Annotated in this window: 12 protein-coding genes and 2 tRNA genes; 11 read left to right on the top strand and 3 right to left on the bottom strand. The window is 73.5% G+C overall.

Annotated elements, in window-relative coordinates; translation table 11 throughout:
- Positions 1 to 44 precede the first annotated feature (44 nt).
- The 3 genes from DMA15_RS18150 to DMA15_RS18140 all read left to right on the top strand — a co-directional run bounded on the left by DMA15_RS18150 (position 45) and on the right by DMA15_RS18140 (position 3,486).
- Positions 45 to 893, top strand: a complete 849-nt coding sequence (locus tag DMA15_RS18150; protein WP_125513855.1) for a DUF1906 domain-containing protein — start codon at positions 45 to 47, stop codon at positions 891 to 893.
- A gap of 182 nt (positions 894 to 1,075) precedes the next feature.
- Positions 1,076 to 1,657 (top strand): SigE family RNA polymerase sigma factor, encoded by a 582-nt coding sequence (locus DMA15_RS18145; RefSeq protein ID WP_125513854.1) that lies wholly within the window; start codon positions 1,076 to 1,078, stop codon positions 1,655 to 1,657.
- A gap of 158 nt (positions 1,658 to 1,815) precedes the next feature.
- Positions 1,816 to 3,486, top strand: a complete 1,671-nt coding sequence (locus tag DMA15_RS18140) for a long-chain fatty acid--CoA ligase (protein WP_125513853.1) — start codon at positions 1,816 to 1,818, stop codon at positions 3,484 to 3,486.
- Here the strand turns inward: DMA15_RS18140 and DMA15_RS18135 are convergent.
- Positions 3,473 to 4,786: an MFS transporter gene (locus tag DMA15_RS18135; RefSeq protein WP_125513852.1), complete on the bottom strand. Its 1,314-nt coding sequence runs from the start codon at positions 4,784 to 4,786 to the stop codon at positions 3,473 to 3,475. The two genes, DMA15_RS18140 and DMA15_RS18135, sit on opposite strands and share 14 nt — an antisense overlap.
- A gap of 142 nt (positions 4,787 to 4,928) precedes the next feature.
- Here DMA15_RS18135 and DMA15_RS18130 point away from each other — a divergent pair, with 142 nt between their 5' ends.
- Positions 4,929 to 5,504: a TetR family transcriptional regulator gene (locus DMA15_RS18130; protein ID WP_125513851.1), complete on the top strand. Its 576-nt coding sequence runs from the start codon at positions 4,929 to 4,931 to the stop codon at positions 5,502 to 5,504.
- On the opposite strand, the gene DMA15_RS18125 is transcribed toward DMA15_RS18130, so the two are convergent.
- Positions 5,501 to 10,687, bottom strand: a complete 5,187-nt coding sequence (locus DMA15_RS18125) for a PAS domain-containing protein (protein WP_125513850.1) — start codon at positions 10,685 to 10,687, stop codon at positions 5,501 to 5,503. The two genes, DMA15_RS18130 and DMA15_RS18125, sit on opposite strands and share 4 nt — an antisense overlap.
- Before the next feature lie 250 nt (positions 10,688 to 10,937).
- A complete protein-coding gene (locus DMA15_RS18120) occupies positions 10,938 to 11,360 on the bottom strand; it encodes an SSI family serine proteinase inhibitor (protein ID WP_125513849.1) in 423 nt (140 codons plus the stop codon).
- A gap of 206 nt (positions 11,361 to 11,566) precedes the next feature.
- On the opposite strand from DMA15_RS18120, the gene DMA15_RS18115 reads away from it, so the two are divergent.
- The 7 genes from DMA15_RS18115 to DMA15_RS18085 all read left to right on the top strand — a co-directional run bounded on the left by DMA15_RS18115 (position 11,567) and on the right by DMA15_RS18085 (position 17,017).
- Positions 11,567 to 11,657, top strand: a tRNA-Ser gene (locus DMA15_RS18115).
- 199 nt (positions 11,658 to 11,856) lie between these two features.
- A tRNA-Arg gene (locus DMA15_RS18110) sits at positions 11,857 to 11,929 on the top strand.
- Positions 11,930 to 12,025: 96 nt separating this feature from the next.
- The gene (locus DMA15_RS18105) at positions 12,026 to 12,907 is read left to right on the top strand and encodes a DUF2797 domain-containing protein (RefSeq protein WP_125513848.1); all 882 of its coding nucleotides are present in this window, start codon (positions 12,026 to 12,028) and stop codon (positions 12,905 to 12,907) included.
- A gap of 137 nt (positions 12,908 to 13,044) precedes the next feature.
- Complete coding sequence (locus DMA15_RS18100) at positions 13,045 to 13,449, top strand: antibiotic biosynthesis monooxygenase (protein ID WP_240659845.1); 405 nt, start codon at positions 13,045 to 13,047, stop codon at positions 13,447 to 13,449.
- 7 nt (positions 13,450 to 13,456) lie between these two features.
- Positions 13,457 to 14,356, top strand: coding sequence for an amidohydrolase family protein (locus DMA15_RS18095; RefSeq protein ID WP_240659844.1), 900 nt, complete (start codon positions 13,457 to 13,459; stop codon positions 14,354 to 14,356).
- Between the two features lie 97 nt (positions 14,357 to 14,453).
- Complete coding sequence (locus tag DMA15_RS18090; protein ID WP_240659843.1) at positions 14,454 to 15,251, top strand: response regulator transcription factor; 798 nt, start codon at positions 14,454 to 14,456, stop codon at positions 15,249 to 15,251.
- 56 nt (positions 15,252 to 15,307) lie between these two features.
- Positions 15,308 to 17,017, top strand: a complete 1,710-nt coding sequence (locus tag DMA15_RS18085; protein ID WP_125513846.1) for a HAMP domain-containing sensor histidine kinase — start codon at positions 15,308 to 15,310, stop codon at positions 17,015 to 17,017.
- The last annotated feature ends 1 nt before the right edge of the window (position 17,018 follow it).

The raw sequence follows: 17,018 nt of genomic DNA, 5'->3' as shown, positions 1-17,018 counted from the left end.
CGTGTCCCTGCCGGGTCCGCGCCGAGGGGCCGTTCACTCACCGTATGCGTCTCCAAAAGCTGATCATCGGACTTCTCCTCGCCCTGGCTGTCCTGACCGTCGACCTGACCGCGTCCCCACCGGGCGCCGCCGCCTCCACCGACCCCGCGACCGCCCCCGCCGACCTGGCGGCCAGGGCGCCCGCCTACCGCGGCCGCGCGTTCGACACCTGCATCGCGCCCTCGGTCGACACCATGCGCCGCTGGCGCAGCTCCCAGTACGGCGCCGTGGGCGTCTACTACGCCGGGCGCGGCCGCGCCTGCAAGAGACAGCCGCACCTGAACCGGAGCTGGACACGGGCGGTGAACCGGCTGGGGTGGCGGGTGCTGCCGGTGTACGTGGGCTCGCAGTCGCCCTGTGTCGTCGCGAAGAACAAGAAGGGAGTACGTATCGGAAGACACCCCTGGAGCCAGGGGAAGCGGGAGGCGCGTGACGCGGTGCGCAGCGCCAAGTCCGTCGGCTTCCGGACGCGCAGCCCGCTCTACCTGGACATGGAGGCGTACTCCTACCGCAAGCAGGCGTGTGCCCGCACCACGCTCTCCTTCGTACGGGGCTGGGACCGCGAAGTGCGCAGACTCGGCTACGTCCCCGGTTTCTACAGCAGCGCCGACTCCGGTGTGCGGCACATGGAGCAGGCACGGCGGGCGGGCGTGCGGGATCTGCCCGCGGTGATGTGGTTCGCGCGCTGGCGCACCCGGCCGCACCTGTACCGCGAGCCGTCGCTGAGCGCGAACGCCTGGAGCCCGGGGCGGCGCATCCACCAGTACGCGGGGAACGTCACGGAGCGGCACGGCGGACGCACACTGGTGATCGACCGCAATCTGATGCACGCCCCCGTGGCGCGCGTCGGCTAGGGAACCCGGGCCGCCGGAGGCCGTGTGCCGGGGCGGTTCTCAGGGGTGAACACTCAGGGGTGCGCCCCGCCTCCTCCACCTGTAGGAGGTGGGGCCAGCACCACTCGTACAACCTGAGGCGGACACCGCTTCGGGACTTGGGGCCGATCCGCGGAAGTAGGGGGCGCTTCTAGCGTGGAGCCATGACCGCATCCATGGTGTCCGTGTGCACGAGCGCATCGAAGGCCGCGACGCGGGGCACGGGTCCGGCGCGGGCCACCGGGCCCTTCGCCTATCCGTCGTTCGCGTCCTATGTACGGGCACGCCAGCCCGTACTGCTGCGCACCGCCCGCTCGCTGACCGCGAATCCGAGCGATGCCGAGGATCTGTTGCAGACCGCGCTGACCAAGACGTATGTCGCGTGGGACCGGATCGAGGACCATCGCGCGCTCGACGGTTATGTGCGCCGCGCCCTGCTGAACACGCGCACGTCGCAGTGGCGCAAGCGCAAGGTCGACGAGTTCGCGTGCGACGAGCTGCCGGAGCCGGAGGTGGCGCCCGCGGGGGACCCGGCCGAGCACCAGGTGCTCCACGACGCGATGTGGCGCGCGATCATGAAGCTGCCGGACCGGCAGCGGGCGATGGTCGTCCTCAGGTACTACGAGGATCTCAGCGAGGCCCAGACCGCCGAGGTGCTCGGGGTCTCGATCGGGACGGTGAAGAGCGCGGTGTCGCGCGCGCTCGGCAAGCTCCGCGAGGACCCGGAACTCACGCCGGTCCGCTGAGCGAGCGGGCAACTCACGCGTGCGGGCACTGAGTGAGCGGCACTGAACGGAGTGACGGCCCTCCCGGTGGGCGGCCGATGATCGATCATGTCCTGGAGTAGTGACATACCGAGCGGTATGCGCGCAGAATCAGCGCAACCCCTACTGCCGCGTAGGCGATGTCGCCCCAGGAGGACGCCGTGCTGAGCACGATGCAGGACGTACCGCTGACCGTCACCCGGATACTCCGGCACGGCACGACCGTGCACGGCACATCGCAGGTCATCACCTGGACCGGGGAGGGCGCCCCGCAGCGCCGCACCTTCCGCGAGATCGGTGAGCGCACCGCGCAGCTCGCCCACGCCCTGCGCGAGGACCTCGGCGTCACGGACGACGAGCGCGTCGCCACCTTCATGTGGAACAACGCCGAGCACGTCGAGGCCTATTACGCCGTGCCCTGTATGGGCGCCATCCTCCACACCCTCAATCTGCGGCTGCCCGCCGACCAGCTGACGTGGATCGTCAACCACGCCGCCGACCGCGTCATCATCGTCAACGGCTCTCTTCTCGGCCTGCTCGCGCCGCTGCTCCCCCAGATGGCGACCGTCGAGCACGTCGTGGTGTCGGGCCCCGGTGACCGCTCCCTTCTGGCGGACGCGCGGGTGCGGGTGCATGAGTACGAGGAACTGCTCGCCGGTAAGCCCACCTCCTATGAGTGGCCCGAGCTGGACGAGCGCGCCGCGGCCGCCATGTGCTACACCTCCGGCACCACCGGCGACCCCAAGGGTGTGGTCTACTCCCACCGCTCCATCTATCTGCACTCCATGCAGGTCAACATGGCCCAGTCGATGGGTCTGAGCGACGCGGACACCTCCCTGGTCGTGGTCCCGCAATTCCACGTGAACGCGTGGGGACTCCCGCACGCCACCCTCATGACCGGCGTGAACATGCTGATGCCGGACCGTTTCCTGCAGCCCGCCCCGCTCGCCGAGATGATCGAGGCGGAGCGGCCCACCCACGCGGCCGCCGTCCCCACCATCTGGCAGGGCCTGCTCGCCGAGCTGACCGCGAAGCCGCGTGACGTCAGCTCGCTTACGCAGGTCACCATCGGCGGCTCGGCCTGTCCGCCGTCCCTGATGGAGGCGTTCGACCGCCTCGGCATGCGGGTCTGCCACGCCTGGGGCATGACGGAGACGTCCCCGCTTGGCACGGTCGCCCGGCCGCCGGCCCACGCGATCGGCACCGACGAGGAGTTCGGCTACCGGCTCACGCAGGGCCGCTTCCCCGCCGCCGTCGAGGCCCGCCTGGTCGGCCCCGGGGGCGAACACCTGCCCTGGGACGGCGAGTCGGCCGGCGAGCTGGAGGTGCGCGGCCCCTGGATCGCGGGCGCCTACTACGGCGGCGCGGGCGGCGAGAGCCTCAGGCCCGAGGACAAGTTCAGCGAGGACGGCTGGCTGAAGACCGGCGACGTCGGTGTGATCAGCGCCGATGGCTTCCTCACCCTCACCGACCGGGCGAAGGACGTCATCAAGTCGGGCGGCGAGTGGATCTCGTCGGTCGAGCTGGAGAACGCCCTGATGTCCCACCCGGACGTCGCCGAGGCCGCGGTCGTCGCCGTGCCCGACGAGAAGTGGGGCGAACGCCCCCTCGCCACGGTCGTGTTGAAGGAGGGCGCGGCCGCCGACTACGCGTCCCTGCGCGACTTCCTCGCCGACAGCATCGCCAAGTGGCAGCTCCCCGAGCGCTGGGCGGTCATCCCCGCGGTTCCGAAGACCAGCGTCGGCAAGTTCGACAAGAAGGTCCTGCGCAGGCAGTACGCCGACGGGGAGCTGGACGTCACGCGGCTCTGACCTGCCCGTACCGGGCCGGTATCGCGGTCGTCGCCCATCCGAGCGCCAGCCACAGGGCGGCGACCGCGCACACGCCCGTCCACCCCCAGTGGGTGAACGCGCTGCCCGCGAGCGCGGAGGCCAGCGCCCCGCCCGCGAAACCGGCCACCACATAGGCGGTGTTGGCCACCGCCGGAGTGGGGGTGGTCGTCAGTGCCAGGGTCTGGTTGGCGATGTGGTTGGCGACCAGCGCCATGTGGATGGCGACCGCCGCCGCGCACAGGGCCCACAGCGCCCCGCCGCCCAGCCAGAACAGAGGCACCGACAGCGCCGCGAGGGCGTATCCGTACGCGACGACCTTCGCCGCGCCGAAGCGGTCCACCATGCCGCCCGCGAGCGGTGCGACGAGGCTCGCCGCGAGACCGAAGAGCCCGAACAGGCCCGCCGTCGCGGTCGTCATCCCATAGCCGTCGCCGCCCCGGCCGGTGAGGAGCAGCGCGAGCGAGGTCCACAGCGCGCTCCACGCGCCGTACATCCCCGCCTGGCGTATGCAGGCGCGGCGCAGCTCGGCGGAGCCGCGGACCACGCCGGGGAGTTTGGCGAGACCGGCGAAGAGCGGCCCCGACTTGCGGCGGTTCTCGGCGGGCAGTACGGCGGCCGAGGCGAGGCCCAGCAGTGCCGTCAGTGCGGCGGCGCCCAGGAAGACGTACCGCCATCCGAAGGCCTGACCGACGAGTCCGCCGAGGACGCGGGCCGCGACGATGCCCGTGAAGAGCCCGGCGATGAGGGCCGCGACATGGCTGGCCCGCCGGTGCGCGGGCGCGCGCTCGGCGACCAGCGGCACCAGCAGCTGCGGCACGACCGTCGCGGCGGACGCCACCAGGACGGCGGCGGCGAGCGCGGTGGCGCCCGAGGCGGCCGCGCCCAGAGCGAGCGCCCCCGCCGTGACTATGGAGAGCACCGCGACGAGCTTGCGGCGGTTCACGCTGTCCCCGAGCGGGGCAAAGAACAGCAGCCCTGCCGCGTACCCGAACTGGGCGACCGAGGCGATCCACGCGACGGCCGACGGCGTCGACCCGAAGTCGCGGGCTATCAGCGGGAGCAGGGGCGCGGCGATGTAGATGTTCGCGGCGGTCACGGCCGTGCAGATCGCGATGAGCACGAGGAAGAGGCCGTGCGGGACGGGGAGGGAGCGCGGGCCGGGGGCCGGGGACGCGGCCGGGGCCGAGGATGGGGATGGGGACGGGCCGGGCGTCCGGGCGCCGCCGCTGGGCGGCTTCGCGGCCGCCCGAGGGGCCGGGGGCGGAGTGGATGAGGACATGGCGAGTGGGTCTCCTTCGTGTCTGCGCGGCGAGCGACGCGACAACCAACTAGTTGGTTGGAAAAAGTCTGCGCCCATCCGAGCCGCACTGTCAAGCAACCAACCGGTTGGTTACCCGAACGGGTTCGCCTACCCTGTCCCCATGGCAGTCAGAGACCCCGAGGCCACCAAGGCGCGGATTTTCGAGGCGGCGGTCGCCGAGTTCGCCCGGTACGGCATCGCGGGCGCCCGCATCGATCGCATCGCGAGCCAGGCGAAGGCCAACAAGCAGCTCATCTATGCCTATTTCGGCAACAAGGCGGAGCTGTTCACCCAGGTCCTGGAGAAGCGGATGCTGGAGATGGCCGTCTCCAACCCCGTCGACGCGGACGACATGGACGGCTGGATGGACCGGCTCATGGACTACCACGCCGACCATCCCGAACTGCTGCGCCTGCTCTTCTGGGAGGGCATCGAGTACGGCACGGAGGAGCTGCCCGACGAGCGCGAGCGCCGCGACCACTACGACCGCAAGGTCGCCGTCCTCGCCGACGCGCAGGCCAGGGGCGTGATCAGCGACGAGATCCCCGCGGCCCACCTGCTCTTCATGGTGGTCGCGCTGGCCGGCTGGTCCACGGCCGTGCCGCAGATGCGGCGCATCCTCGTCGGCGACGAGGACGCCGACCGCGAACGGCTGCGCGCCTCCGTCAAGGCGGCGGTGCGGCGCATCACCGCCTAGTTGGTGCCGATCTTCGCCAGCAGGTCCACGATGCGGCTCTGCACCTCGGTGCTCGTGGAGCGCTCGGCGAGGAACAGCACCGTCTCGCCGGCCGCCAGGCGCGGCAGCTCCGTCTCGTCGACGGCGGCGGTGTAGACGACCAGCGGAGTGCGGTTCAACTGCCCGTTCGCGCGCAGCCAGTCGATGATCCCGGCCCGGCGGCGGCGCACCTGGAGCAGATCCATCACCACGAGGTTCGGCCGCATCTGCGCCGCGAGCGTCACCGCGTCCGCGTCGCTCTGGGCCCGCGCGACCTGCATGCCGCGCCGCTCCAGGGTCGCGGTCAGGGCGAGCGCGATCTCCTCGTGCTCCTCGATGAGCAGGACGCGCGGCGGATGCTGCTCGCTGTCGCGCGGGGCGAGTGCCTTCAGGAGTACGGCGGGGTCGGCGCCGTACGCCGCCTCGCGCGTCGCCTGGCCGAGTCCCGCCGTCACGAGCACCGGCACCTCGGCGGCCACGGCGGCCTGCCGCAGCGACTGGAGCGCCGTGCGCGTGATCGGTCCGGTCAACGGGTCCACGAAGAGAGCCGCGGGGAACGCCGCGATCTGCGCGTCGACCTCCTCGCGCGAATGCACGATCACGGGACGGTAGCCGCGGTCGCTGAGCGCCTGCTGCGTGGTGACGTCCGGCGCGGGCCACACCAGGAGGCGGCGCGGGTTGTCCAGCGGCTCGGGCGGCAGCTCGTCGTCCATCGGCTGGGGCTGGGGGCGGTTCGCGATCTCGACCGCGCCGCCGGGGCCGTCCAGCGGCTCCGGGCCCTCGTCCGCGTTCTCGTCCGGGGCGCCGATCGCGTACGAGCGTCCGGCTCCCTCGGTGGAGGCGGCGATACGGGACTGGGCGTGTGCCGGGTTCGGGGTCTGCGGGTGCGGGCGCGCCGAGGCCTCCGGGCGCTCGTCGCCCGCTGGGGCGGGGGGCGTGCCCAGCCTGCGCCGGCGTCCTGAGCCGCCGAGGGTCTGCGACTGCGGGGCGGCGGCCTGGCCCTGCGGGGGCGTGGCCGGGGAGGGCGCGGGCTCCGGCCGCGCGCCCTGGGGCGGCACCGGGGAGTGCGGGGTCCGGGCGTTGCCCGTCGGCCTGTTGCCCTGGTCGGGCGCGGCGGCCTGGTGGCCTTGCTGCTGCTCGGAGGGCTGCTGGCCGAACGGTACGCCCTGGCCGAGCGTACGCACGCTGAACGCGCGCCCCTGCGTCGAGTTGGGGTCACCGGGCGCGGACTCGGCGGGCAGCGGCTGGGCCGCCCGCGACGCCCGCGTGCCGCGCTCGGGCGGGAGGGCGGTGGCCGGAGCGGGCGTCGGCACGCCGTGCGCGGGGGTGCCGGCGGGGTGCGCGTTGCCCTGGGCGTGGGTCCCCGCGGGGTGCGCGTTGCCCTGCGCGGGCATGCCCTCGGCGGGGGTGGTGCCGTCGGGCCACGGCTGCGGCGCGGGCAGCGGTCCGGCGCCGGGGGCCTGACGGTTCTGGCCGGTGCGGGGGGCGGGCGTTCCCTGATGCGGGGTGGTCGGGGGCGCGGGGGTGGCGGGTGCGCCGGGTGCGCCCGGTGCGGCGGGGGTGGTTGGCACGCCTGGGGCCTGCGGGGCCTGCGGAGTCCCCGGGGTGCCTGGAATGCCTGAGGCCTGCGAGGCCGTCGGGACCGCCGGTGCGCCAGAGTTCTGCGCGGCCTGCGCGGCCTGCGTGGCCTGCCGCGCGGTCGGGACGCCCTGGGCCTGCGGGGCCTGCGGAGCCACCGGGGCGTCCGGGGAGGCCGTAGGGCCGCTCGGGGCGTTGCCCAGGGGAGCCGCGAGGCCCTCCGGAGTCGCGGGGTTCGCGGTGACCGGACGGCGGGAGCGGCGGCGGCCCGTCGGGGCCTGCGCGGGGTGCGGCTGCGGCGGGGTGTGGTCGTCACCCGGAGCGTGCGGGGCCGCGGCGTGCTGCCCGGTGTCGCCCAGGGCGCTCGGATACATCTGTCCGGGGGCGCCCACGTCGAAGCCCTGGCTCACCGCGGCCTGGTTCACGACGGCGTGGCCTACGGGGCCTCGCCCCGCGGGGCTCTGGTTCACGGGGTGCTGGCCTGCGGGGGCCCGGCGTACGGAGCCTTGGCCTGCGGGGTTCTGCCCCACCGAGCCCTGGGCCGCGGGGCCTTGACCGGCGGAGCCCTGGCCTACGGAGCCCTGATTCATGCCGACATGCGCAGCGGGACCCTGGCCTACGGAGCGCTGCCCCATGGAACCCCGGCCTACGGAGCCCTGATTCACGCCGGCCTGCCCAGCGGGACCCTGGCCCACCGCGCCCTGCCCCACGGAACCCTGCCCCACGGCACCGTGGCCCAAGGACCCCTGCTCCACGGCACCCGAGCCCACGGCACCCGAGCCCACGGCGCCCTGCCCCTCCGAGCCCGCGTCTCCGACGCCCGAGCCCTCCGACCCCGAACCCCCGGCACCCAGGCCTCCGGCGCCCAAGTCCCCGGCACCCCGGCCCAGCCCGCCAGGGCTGACCACACCCTGTCCCAAGGCCAGCTCGGCGGCACCCTGGCCCGCCGCGACCGCGCCCTGGTTCACCACGGCGTGGCCCACGGCGTACGCGGGCTGCTGAAGCGAGGTCTGCTGAGGCGAGGTCTGCTGGGGCGCGGTCTCCCCGCCCGGCGTGGAGCGGTCGGCCGTGGCCGGGGGAAGGGCGAAGACGCGGCCGCTGTTGGCCTCTTCCGCGGCGGCCCGCTCCTTGGCGGCCGCCAGCGCACGCCGTGCCCGGCGCCCCGTGGGCCGCGCGGCGTCGCCGTTGCCTGCCTCCACCGCGGCCAGTTCCATGCCGGAAGCGGCACCGGAAGTCTCCGACGGGCCCGAGGCCAGCGCGGGCAGCGCATGCTGCTCACCGGCCCGGCGCGCGCGGCGGCCCGTCCCGCTCGCCGGGACCGGCACGCCCTGCGGCGGCACCGTCTGGCCCAACGCGGCGGATCCGGCCGCGTGTTCGGCCGCCGTCACCACGGCGCCCTCGGCGGCACTCGGCCGCCCGCGCCGCCGCCCGGTACCGCCCGAAGCGCCACCAGAGGTGACCCCCGAAGCGCCACCGGCCGTCTCCGAAGACTGCGCCTCCGCCACGGAGCCGCCCATGGGCCCGCCCACCTGCCCGGTCGCCACCGAACCCGGCCCACCGCCAAGGGTGGCGTCCTGGCTCCCCGGCGCACCGGCGGCCTCCGCGGCGCGACGTCCCCTACGGCGTCCCGTGCCGGTCGGCGCGGCGGGCGCACCGGCCTCCGTACCGCCGGACGGGTCCGCCGGAACGCCGATCTCCAGGAAGGAGTCCGTCGAGGGACGCCGGGCACGCCGACGGCCGCCGCCCGTGGCGGGCGACGCCTGCTCCGGCACCGCGACCACACCACCCGGAGCGGCGGGCACAGCCGAACCGGCCCTCTCCGTAGAGCCCGCTCCGGAACCGCCCCTCTCCGTAGAGCCCGCCCCGCCCGCCCCGCTCGCCACGAGCGGCACTTCAAGTACGTACGCACTGCCGTTCATGCCCGGCACCTCGTGCGTCTGGAGCACGCCGCCGTGGGCCCGCACGATGCCCCGCACGATCGGCTCGTGCACCGGGTCCCCGCCCGCGTAGGGCCCCCGGACCTCGATGCGGACGACCTCGCCGCGCTGGGCCGCGGCCACCACGATGGTCGAGTCGACGTAACCCCCCGCCGCGGCACCCGCACCGGCGACGCCCGCGCGCGTGTTGCCCGTCGCGTCGATCCCCGCCACGTCCGCGACGAGATGGGCCAGCGCGGTGGCGAGCCGCCCCGCGTCGACGACGATCTCCACCGGCGGCGCGTGCACGGCGAACTGCGCCCGGCCGGGCCCGATCAGCTCGACCGCGCCCTCCACACCGGTGGCGATGACCGCGTCGAGCAGGGCAGGGGTGAGGGTCAGCTGTTCGTCGCCCGCGTCGAGCCGCTGGAAGCCGAGGACGTTGTCGACGAGCGTCGTCATCCGGGCGTACCCGGCGGATAGGTGGTGCAGGACCTGGTTGGCCTCGGGCCACAGCTGGCCCGCGTCGTCCGCGGCGAGCGCGGCCAGTTCGCGGCGCAGCTCGTCGAGGGGCCCGCGCAGGGACGAGCCGAGGACGGCGAGCAGCTGCTCGTGCCGGGCCGCCAGCGTCTCGTACCGCGCCGCCTCGCGCTCGGCCAGCTCTTCGAAGCGGTCCTTCTCGCGCTCGGCGAGCGCCGCGTACCGCTCCTGTTCGGCGGCGAGCGCCTCCGCCCGCTGCTCCTCGGCGGCCTTGATCTCCTCGGCGCGCCGCTCCTCCGCCGCCTTGATCTCCGCGGCGTGCCGCTCGGTGGCGGCGCGGATCTCCTCCGCGTGCCGGGCGAGGGCGGCCTCGTGCTTCTCGGCCAGCTCGTCGTAGGGCCTGCGGTCGGTGAACGTCATCACCGCGCCGACCAGTTGGTCCCCGTCGCGCACGGGGGAAGTCGTCAGGTCGACCGGCACCTTGGCGCCGCTCTTGGACCACAGGACCTGCCCGCGCACCCGGTGCTTGCGCCCGGAGCGGAGGGTGTCGGCGAGCGGGGACTCCTCGTAGGGGAAGGGTTCGCCGTCGGCGCGCGAGTGCAGGACCAGCGGGTGCAGTTCCTGTCCGCCGAGGTCGCTCGCGCGAAAGCCCAGTATCTGCGCGGCGGCCGGATTGACCAGGACGACCCGGCCGTCGGTGTCCGTACCGACCACGCCCTCGGCCGCGGCCCGCAGGATCATCTCGGTCTGCCGCTGCGAACGGGCCAGTTCGGCCTCGGTGTCCACGGTGCCCGAAAGGTCCCGCACGACGAGCATCAGCAACTCGTCGCCGGTGTAGCCGTGGTTGTCGTACGCGTGCCTGCCGTCTTCCAGCGGGGAGCTGGTGACCTCGACGGGGAACTCGGTGCCGTCCGTGCGCCGGGCGGTCATGCGCGTGGGCTTGGTGCGCCCGCGCTCGTCGATGGTGTCCGGGCGCCGCATGGAGCCGGGGATGAGCCGGGAGTCGAACTCCGGCAGCAGATCGAGCAGACCGCGTCCCACGAGTGCGGTGCCCGGTGTCTCGAACGCCTCGAGCGCGATCGCGTTCGCGTTCACGACGGTGCCGTTGGCGTTGACGAGCACCAGGGCGTCCGGGAGCGCGTCGAGTATGGCTGCGAGGCGAGCAGCGCCTCGGGATGGCCTGCTGCTCACGACGACGCTTCCTCCCTGGTTACCGCTGCTTGCCGACTCGCTCAGGCCATCTTGCCCCTCGGCCCGTGGCGTGTCACGGGAGGGAGTCTACGGGGAGTGGTTGCCCGCGCGGCGCCGGATGAGAGGGAGGTCGCACGCAGATGATGTGAGTTTTCGGTACCGCCTGGTCACGGGAGGGTGGCGGGCGCCGTCCGGAAAGCCATCCGGAAAGCCGTACGGAAAGCCGTCCGGAAACGGCGCCGGCACCGGATCAGGCCGAGGTGCGGGGCAGCACCGGGGCCAGGTTGTTCCAGCGCGAGATCTCGCAGCCGTTGTTGCGGCTGTAGCGCGCGTCGACGGGCCGTCCCTGCCAGGTGCCCGTGATGTGCGCGGTGGCGGGGCCGCCGTACTGCATCGTGCACGAGGCGTATGCCGGCACGGGGGCGAACGGGTCGGTCCCGTACCTCGTGACCTCGTCAAGCCGTGCGCACGCCGCCGCGGCGGCCGGGTGGGAGCCGCCCGTGGGGTGGCACTTCAGTTCGAACCTTCCCTCGCCGTCGCCTCCCGAGTCCGAGACGGTGATCATCAGCCGGTCGGTCGGGGTCTCGGCGGGGGTGACGGCGTGCGCGCTGAGGGGTGCGGTGGACAGCGCGGCGACGGAGGCGGCGGCGGTGAGGACGAGGCGGCGCAGCATGGGGGCTCCACGGGGTCGGGCACGGCGGTGGACCCATGGGTGGGTCCACACCCTTTAACGCCGTTCACCGCGTGACGTTGCGGGGCCGAGTACGGCTTTGCCCTGCGGGCCGCGCGACTAGTACCGTGGAGGACGCGATTGGTGACACGCCGCCTGGCTGTGTCATCATCTGCACGCACCCCCGCGCTCGCGCTGGTGTGCAAGCTGGAGGCGTCGCCTAGTCCGGTCTATGGCGCCGCACTGCTAATGCGGTTTGGGCCTTAAAGCCCATCGAGGGTTCAAATCCCTCCGCCTCCGCGCTGTGAGCCCGAAGCCCCGGTCGTCCTCGACCGGGGCTTCGGTCGTGTCCGGGGCTGTCCGGGGGCTCTTGGGAGGCTCTTCAGGGGCGTTTCCCCAGCTCAGAGCAGGTTTGGGAAACGGATTTCGCCTCACGGCGCAGGTCATGTAATGTTGTTCTCGCAACGCCGACGGGGCAGAAAAAACCCCGGAAGCACAAGCACTCGTAGCTTAACGGATAGAGCATCTGACTACGGATCAGAAGGTTGCAGGTTCGAATCCTGCCGAGTGCACAGCAGACCAGAGGCCCTGACGGGAAACCGTCAGGGCCTCTGGTCGTTTGTGCGGGTGGACGTTTGTGCGGGCGTCCTTCCGGGAGGGGTGCGGCGATGGAGTGGCGGTGTGCGGGGCTCGGGTGGCCTGGTGGGGAGCCTGTGCTGCGGTGGGAGGGCGGGAGGGGGAGCGTCCTCGCGTATGGGAGGGCGATCGGGTTCCGGGCCGTGGGTGAGCGGCGGTGCGTGGGGGCGCGCGGGAATCCGTGTCCGCTGCGGGCCGTGGTGCCGGCGCGGGCCACGCAGGCGCGGTGTCCCGAGTGCGCGCGGCTCGATCGGGCGTTCTCCGTGGCGGCGGACGGGGTGCCGGATGATCCGCGGACGTACCGGGTGTACCTCGCGTGGTTCGGGGCCGGGCTGGTCAAGGTCGGGATCACGGCGGAGGAGCGGGGGGCCGTGCGCCTCCTTGAGCAGGGGGCCGTGGCGTTCTGCTGGCTCGGTCGGGGGCCGTTGATGGCGGCACGGCGTACGGAGGAGCTGCTGCGGGCGGCGCTCGGGGTGCCGGACCGGGTGCCGTACGCGCGTAAGCGGGCGGTGCGGGGGGCTCTGCCCGGGTGGGCGGAGCGGGCGGCGGAGTTGGAAGGCCTGTACCGGCGGGCTGTCGTGCTCGAAGGGTGGGCCGAGGCGTTGGAACGGGTCGGCTTCGAGGCGGTCGACCACTTCGGGGCGTTCGGGCTTGCGGGGTTGGGGGCCTTGGGAGGGGCTGCCCAAGGGGTCGTGCGGGAGGTCGTCGACGGTGGGGTGGTCGCGGGGCGGGTCGTCGCGGCGGCCGGGCCCGATCTTTACCTGGAGGTCGCGGACGGGGGCCTGCTCGTCGTCGATACGCGGGTGCTCGTGGGGTGGGAGCTGGCGGCGGCCGACGCGGGGGCGGCGGTGACCGTGCCGGTGGAGGGGCTGGGGGCGGCGGGTGGTGAGGGGGAGCAGGGCGGGCTCTTCTGAGGGGGTGGGGGGGCGGTCCCGAGTAATCGGGTTCCCTCGGGGCGTTCGCTGACCGGAGGGTCAAGGATCGGTGTCCGGAGGGCAAGGAGTGGCCGGGGAGGGTGGACACGGGGTGCCGGGGCTCTGAGGGTGGGGGCATGAGTGATCTTCCGGGGCCGGTCGGGCCCTTTGAACCGCCTTACTACGCCGTCGTGTTCACCTCGGTTCTCGCCGAGAACAGCCAGGGGTACGACGAGACCGGCGAACGTATGGATGAATTGGTCGCCGCCGTGCCCGGCTTCCTCGGGGCCGAGTCCGCGCGGACGCCCGGCGGGGTCGGCATCACCGTCGGGTACTTCCGGGACGCGGACGCCATCAAGGCCTGGCAGAGCGATCCCGAGCACCGCGTGGCACAGCGTCGCGGGCGCGAGGAGTGGTACGAGTCGTACGTCCTGCACGTCGCCAAGGTCGAGCGGAGCCACGGATACGCGCGGGAAAGCCTCGGCCATGGGCCGGGAAGCCACGGCGGTGTGCGGGAAAGCCTCGGCCATGTGCGGGGATAGGGAGAGGGTGGGCGGCGCGGGTGGCGCCGGTGGCTCGGAGGGCGCCGAGGTGCGGGCGTTCTGGGGGCGGCTCGGGGTGCCCGGGCTCATCGACGTACACACGCACTTCATGCCGGACCGGGTGCTGCGCAAGGTCTGGGCGTACTTCGACGCCTACGCGGCCGGTGGCGGGGTGGAGTGGCCCATCAGCTACCGGCATGAGGAGGAGCGGCGGGTCGAGCTGCTCGGGGAGTTCGGGGTGCGGGCCTTCACCTCGATGATCTATCCGCACAAGGCGGGGATGGCGAAGTGGCTCAACGACTGGGCCGACGACTTCGCGCGCCGCACCCCCGGGTGTCTGCGGACCGCGACCTTCTTCCCGGAGCCGGGAGTCGAGGGGTATGTGCGGGACGCCGTCGAGTCGGGGGCCCGGGTCTTCAAGGCGCATGTGCAGGTGGGGGGTTACGACCCCAATGACGAGCTGCTCGACCCCGTGTGGGGGCTGCTCGCCGAGGCCGGGATCCCGGTGGTGACGCACTGCGGGTCCGGGCCCGAGCCCGGCGAGCACACCGGGCCCGCGGTGATGGCGCGGCTCCTCGCGCGGCATCCGCGGCTGCGGCTCGTCGTGGCGCACATGGGGATGCCCGAGTACGCCGACTTCCTCGCGCTCGCCGAGCGGTACGAGGAGGTGCGCCTGGACACGACCATGGCGTTCACCGACTTCAGCGAGGGGCTGATGCCGTTCCCGAAGGAGGAGTCGGGGAGGCTGGTGGAGCTGGGCGAGCGGATCTTGCTGGGCAGCGACTTCCCCAATATTCCGTACGCGTACGTTCATCAGCTGGAGGCGCTGGAGCGGCTCGGGTTGGGGGACGAGTGGCTGCGGGCGGTGCTCTACGGGAACGGGGCCCGGCTCTTCGGGGTGCGGTGAGCCGAGCGCCCTCCGCCGCGTGAGCCGAGCCCGTTTCTCAGGGAATTCACAGCTTCGCGCAAGAGTGCTCTCAGGGGCGCGGCCCAGCCTGTGGTTCATGACCACGACCACGCCCCAGGCGCGCACCGAACTGCTCAGGCCGGACGGCAGCCCCGTCCGCGTACTCGTGGTGGACGACGAGGCGTCGCTCACCGAGTTGATGTCCATGGCCCTGCGGTACGAGGGCTGGCAGATCCGCAGCGCGGGCGACGGCGCGGGCGCGGTGCGGGTCGCGCGCGCGTTCCGGCCCGACGCCGTGGTGCTGGACATGATGCTGCCCGACATGGACGGCCTCTCCGTCCTCGGCAGACTGCGCCGGGAGTTGCCCGAGGTGCCCGTGCTCTTCCTGACCGCGAAGGACGCGCTGGAGGACCGGATCGCCGGGCTCACCGCGGGCGGCGACGACTACGTCACCAAGCCGTTCAGCCTGGAGGAAGTGGTGGCGCGGCTGCGCGGGCTCATCCGGCGGGCCGGGGCCGCCGGCAAGCGCAGCGAATCCACGCTGGTGGTGGGGGACCTGACCCTGGACGAGGACAGCCACGAGGTGACGCGCGGCGGGGAGTCGATCCATCTGACCGCCACCGAGTTCGAGCTGCTCCGGTACCTCATGCGCAATCCGCGGCGCGTGCTCAGCAAGGCGCAGATCCTCGACCGGGTGTGGAACTACGACTTCGGGGGCCAGGCCAACGTGGTCGAGCTGTACATCTCGTATCTGCGCAGGAAGATCGACGCCGGGCGTGAACCGATGATCCACACGCGGCGTGGGGCCGGGTATCTGATCAAGTCCGCCCTGCCCGCGCCCGCGTCTACGCCCACGCCCGCTTCCGCGCCCGTACCGGCGTCCTCCGCTTCGTGAGACGTGGGCTCCGGCGTCCGCGACCCCGCCCCCGCATGGCCCGCCCGCGCCCACGTATGCCCCGCCCCCGCACGCTCCGTACGCGGCTCGTGCTGTCCGCCGTCGCGCTGATCGCCGTCGTGTGCGCGGTGATCGGGACCGTCACGGCCCTCGCGCTGAAGTCCCATCTGTACGAGCAGCTGGACGGCGTGCTCGGCGGGGTCGCGAAGCGGGCGGCGGCGCCCTTGCCCGGGTCCGGTTCCGCGCCCGACTCCGGGCCCGACTCCGAGCCTGGTTCCGGGCCGGGGAGCGAGCGGCCCCCGGAGCGTGGCAGCGCGCGGCTGGAGGGTGACGATCCGCTGGAGTTCGTCTCGCGCGGCCCGCAGGAGATCGGCACCATCGGCGCCGAGGTGAAGGACGGTTCCGTCGGGAGGGCGCTGGTCAGTACCGAGGCGCGGGCCGGCAGTGGCAGCGCGCTGCCGGTCGCGACGCCCCTCGACAAGGCCCAGAAGGCCGCGCTCGACTCCGTGCCGAGGGACCGGCGGCCGCACACCGTCGACATCCCGCGCCTCGGCGAGTACCGCGTGGCGTACACGACCGGCGGCGACGGCGCCTTCCTCGTCGGCGTGCCGACCGCCAAGGTGCGCAACACCCTCGACACGCTCGTCGTCGTCGAGGTCAGCGTCACCGCCGCGGGCCTCGCTGCCGCCTCGCTCGCCGGTGCCGTGCTGGTCGGCGTGGCACTGCGCCCCCTGCGCAGGATCGCCGGCACCGCGACGCGCGTATCCGAACTCCCGCTGCACAGCGGCGAGGTGGCTCTCCACGAGCGCGCCCCCGACGCCGATCCGCGCACCGAGGTCGGACAGGTCGGCGCCGCGCTCAACCGCATGCTCGACCACGTCCACTCCGCGCTCGACGCACGCCAGCAGAGCGAGACGCGCGTACGCCGGTTCGTCGCGGACGCCAGCCACGAGCTGCGGACACCGCTCGCCTCCATCCGCGGATACGCCGAACTGACGCGCCGCGGGCGGGAGTCCACCGGGCCCGACACCCGGCACGCGCTCCGGCGGATCGAGTCCGAGGCCGAGCGGATGACCGGGCTCGTCGAGGACCTGCTGCTGCTCGCCCGGCTCGACGCGGAGCAGCAGGAGCGCGCGGGGCTCGCGGGAGGCGGGGGCGTACGCCCGCTGTCGTACCGGAGCTGTGATCTCGCGGCGCTCGTCCTCGACGCCGTCGGTGACGCCCGCGCCGCCGGGCCGGGCCACCGCTGGCGCCTCGAACTGCCCGGGCCCGACGAGCCCGCCCTGGTCCGCGCCGACGCCGACCGCCTCCAGCAGGTCGTCGTCAACCTCCTCGGCAACGCCCGCACCCACACCCCGCCGGGCACGACGGTCACCGCACGCGTGCGGAAGGACGGTCCGCTGGTGCGCCTGGAGATCCAGGACGACGGGCCGGGCATCGCGCCCGACCTGCTGCCCTCGGTATTCGAACGGTTCGCGCGCGGGGATGCCTCCCGCTCGCGCCACGCGGGTTCGACGGGCCTCGGGCTCGCCCTCGTACGGGCCCTCGTGACCGCGCACGGCGGCACGGTGACCGTCGAGAGCGTGCCGGGGCGGACCGTCTTCGCCGTCATGCTCCCGGCGGCGGGCGGGGAGTCCACGGTCTGCGGAGACGCCGTGGCGTACGGAAAAGAGGCCCCTCAGGCCCCGCAGGGCCCCCAAGCCCCCCAGATCTCGCAGGCCCCCCAGGCCTCACAGCCGGACCACAGCCTCACCACACAGCCCTGAC

It is taken from the genome of Streptomyces sp. WAC 01529 (genome assembly GCF_003945545.1).
GTDB lineage: Bacteria > Actinomycetota > Actinomycetes > Streptomycetales > Streptomycetaceae > Streptomyces > Streptomyces anatolicus.
Note: the sequence above shows the minus strand (reverse complement) of the source record. Positions and strands in the feature narration are given on the sequence as shown.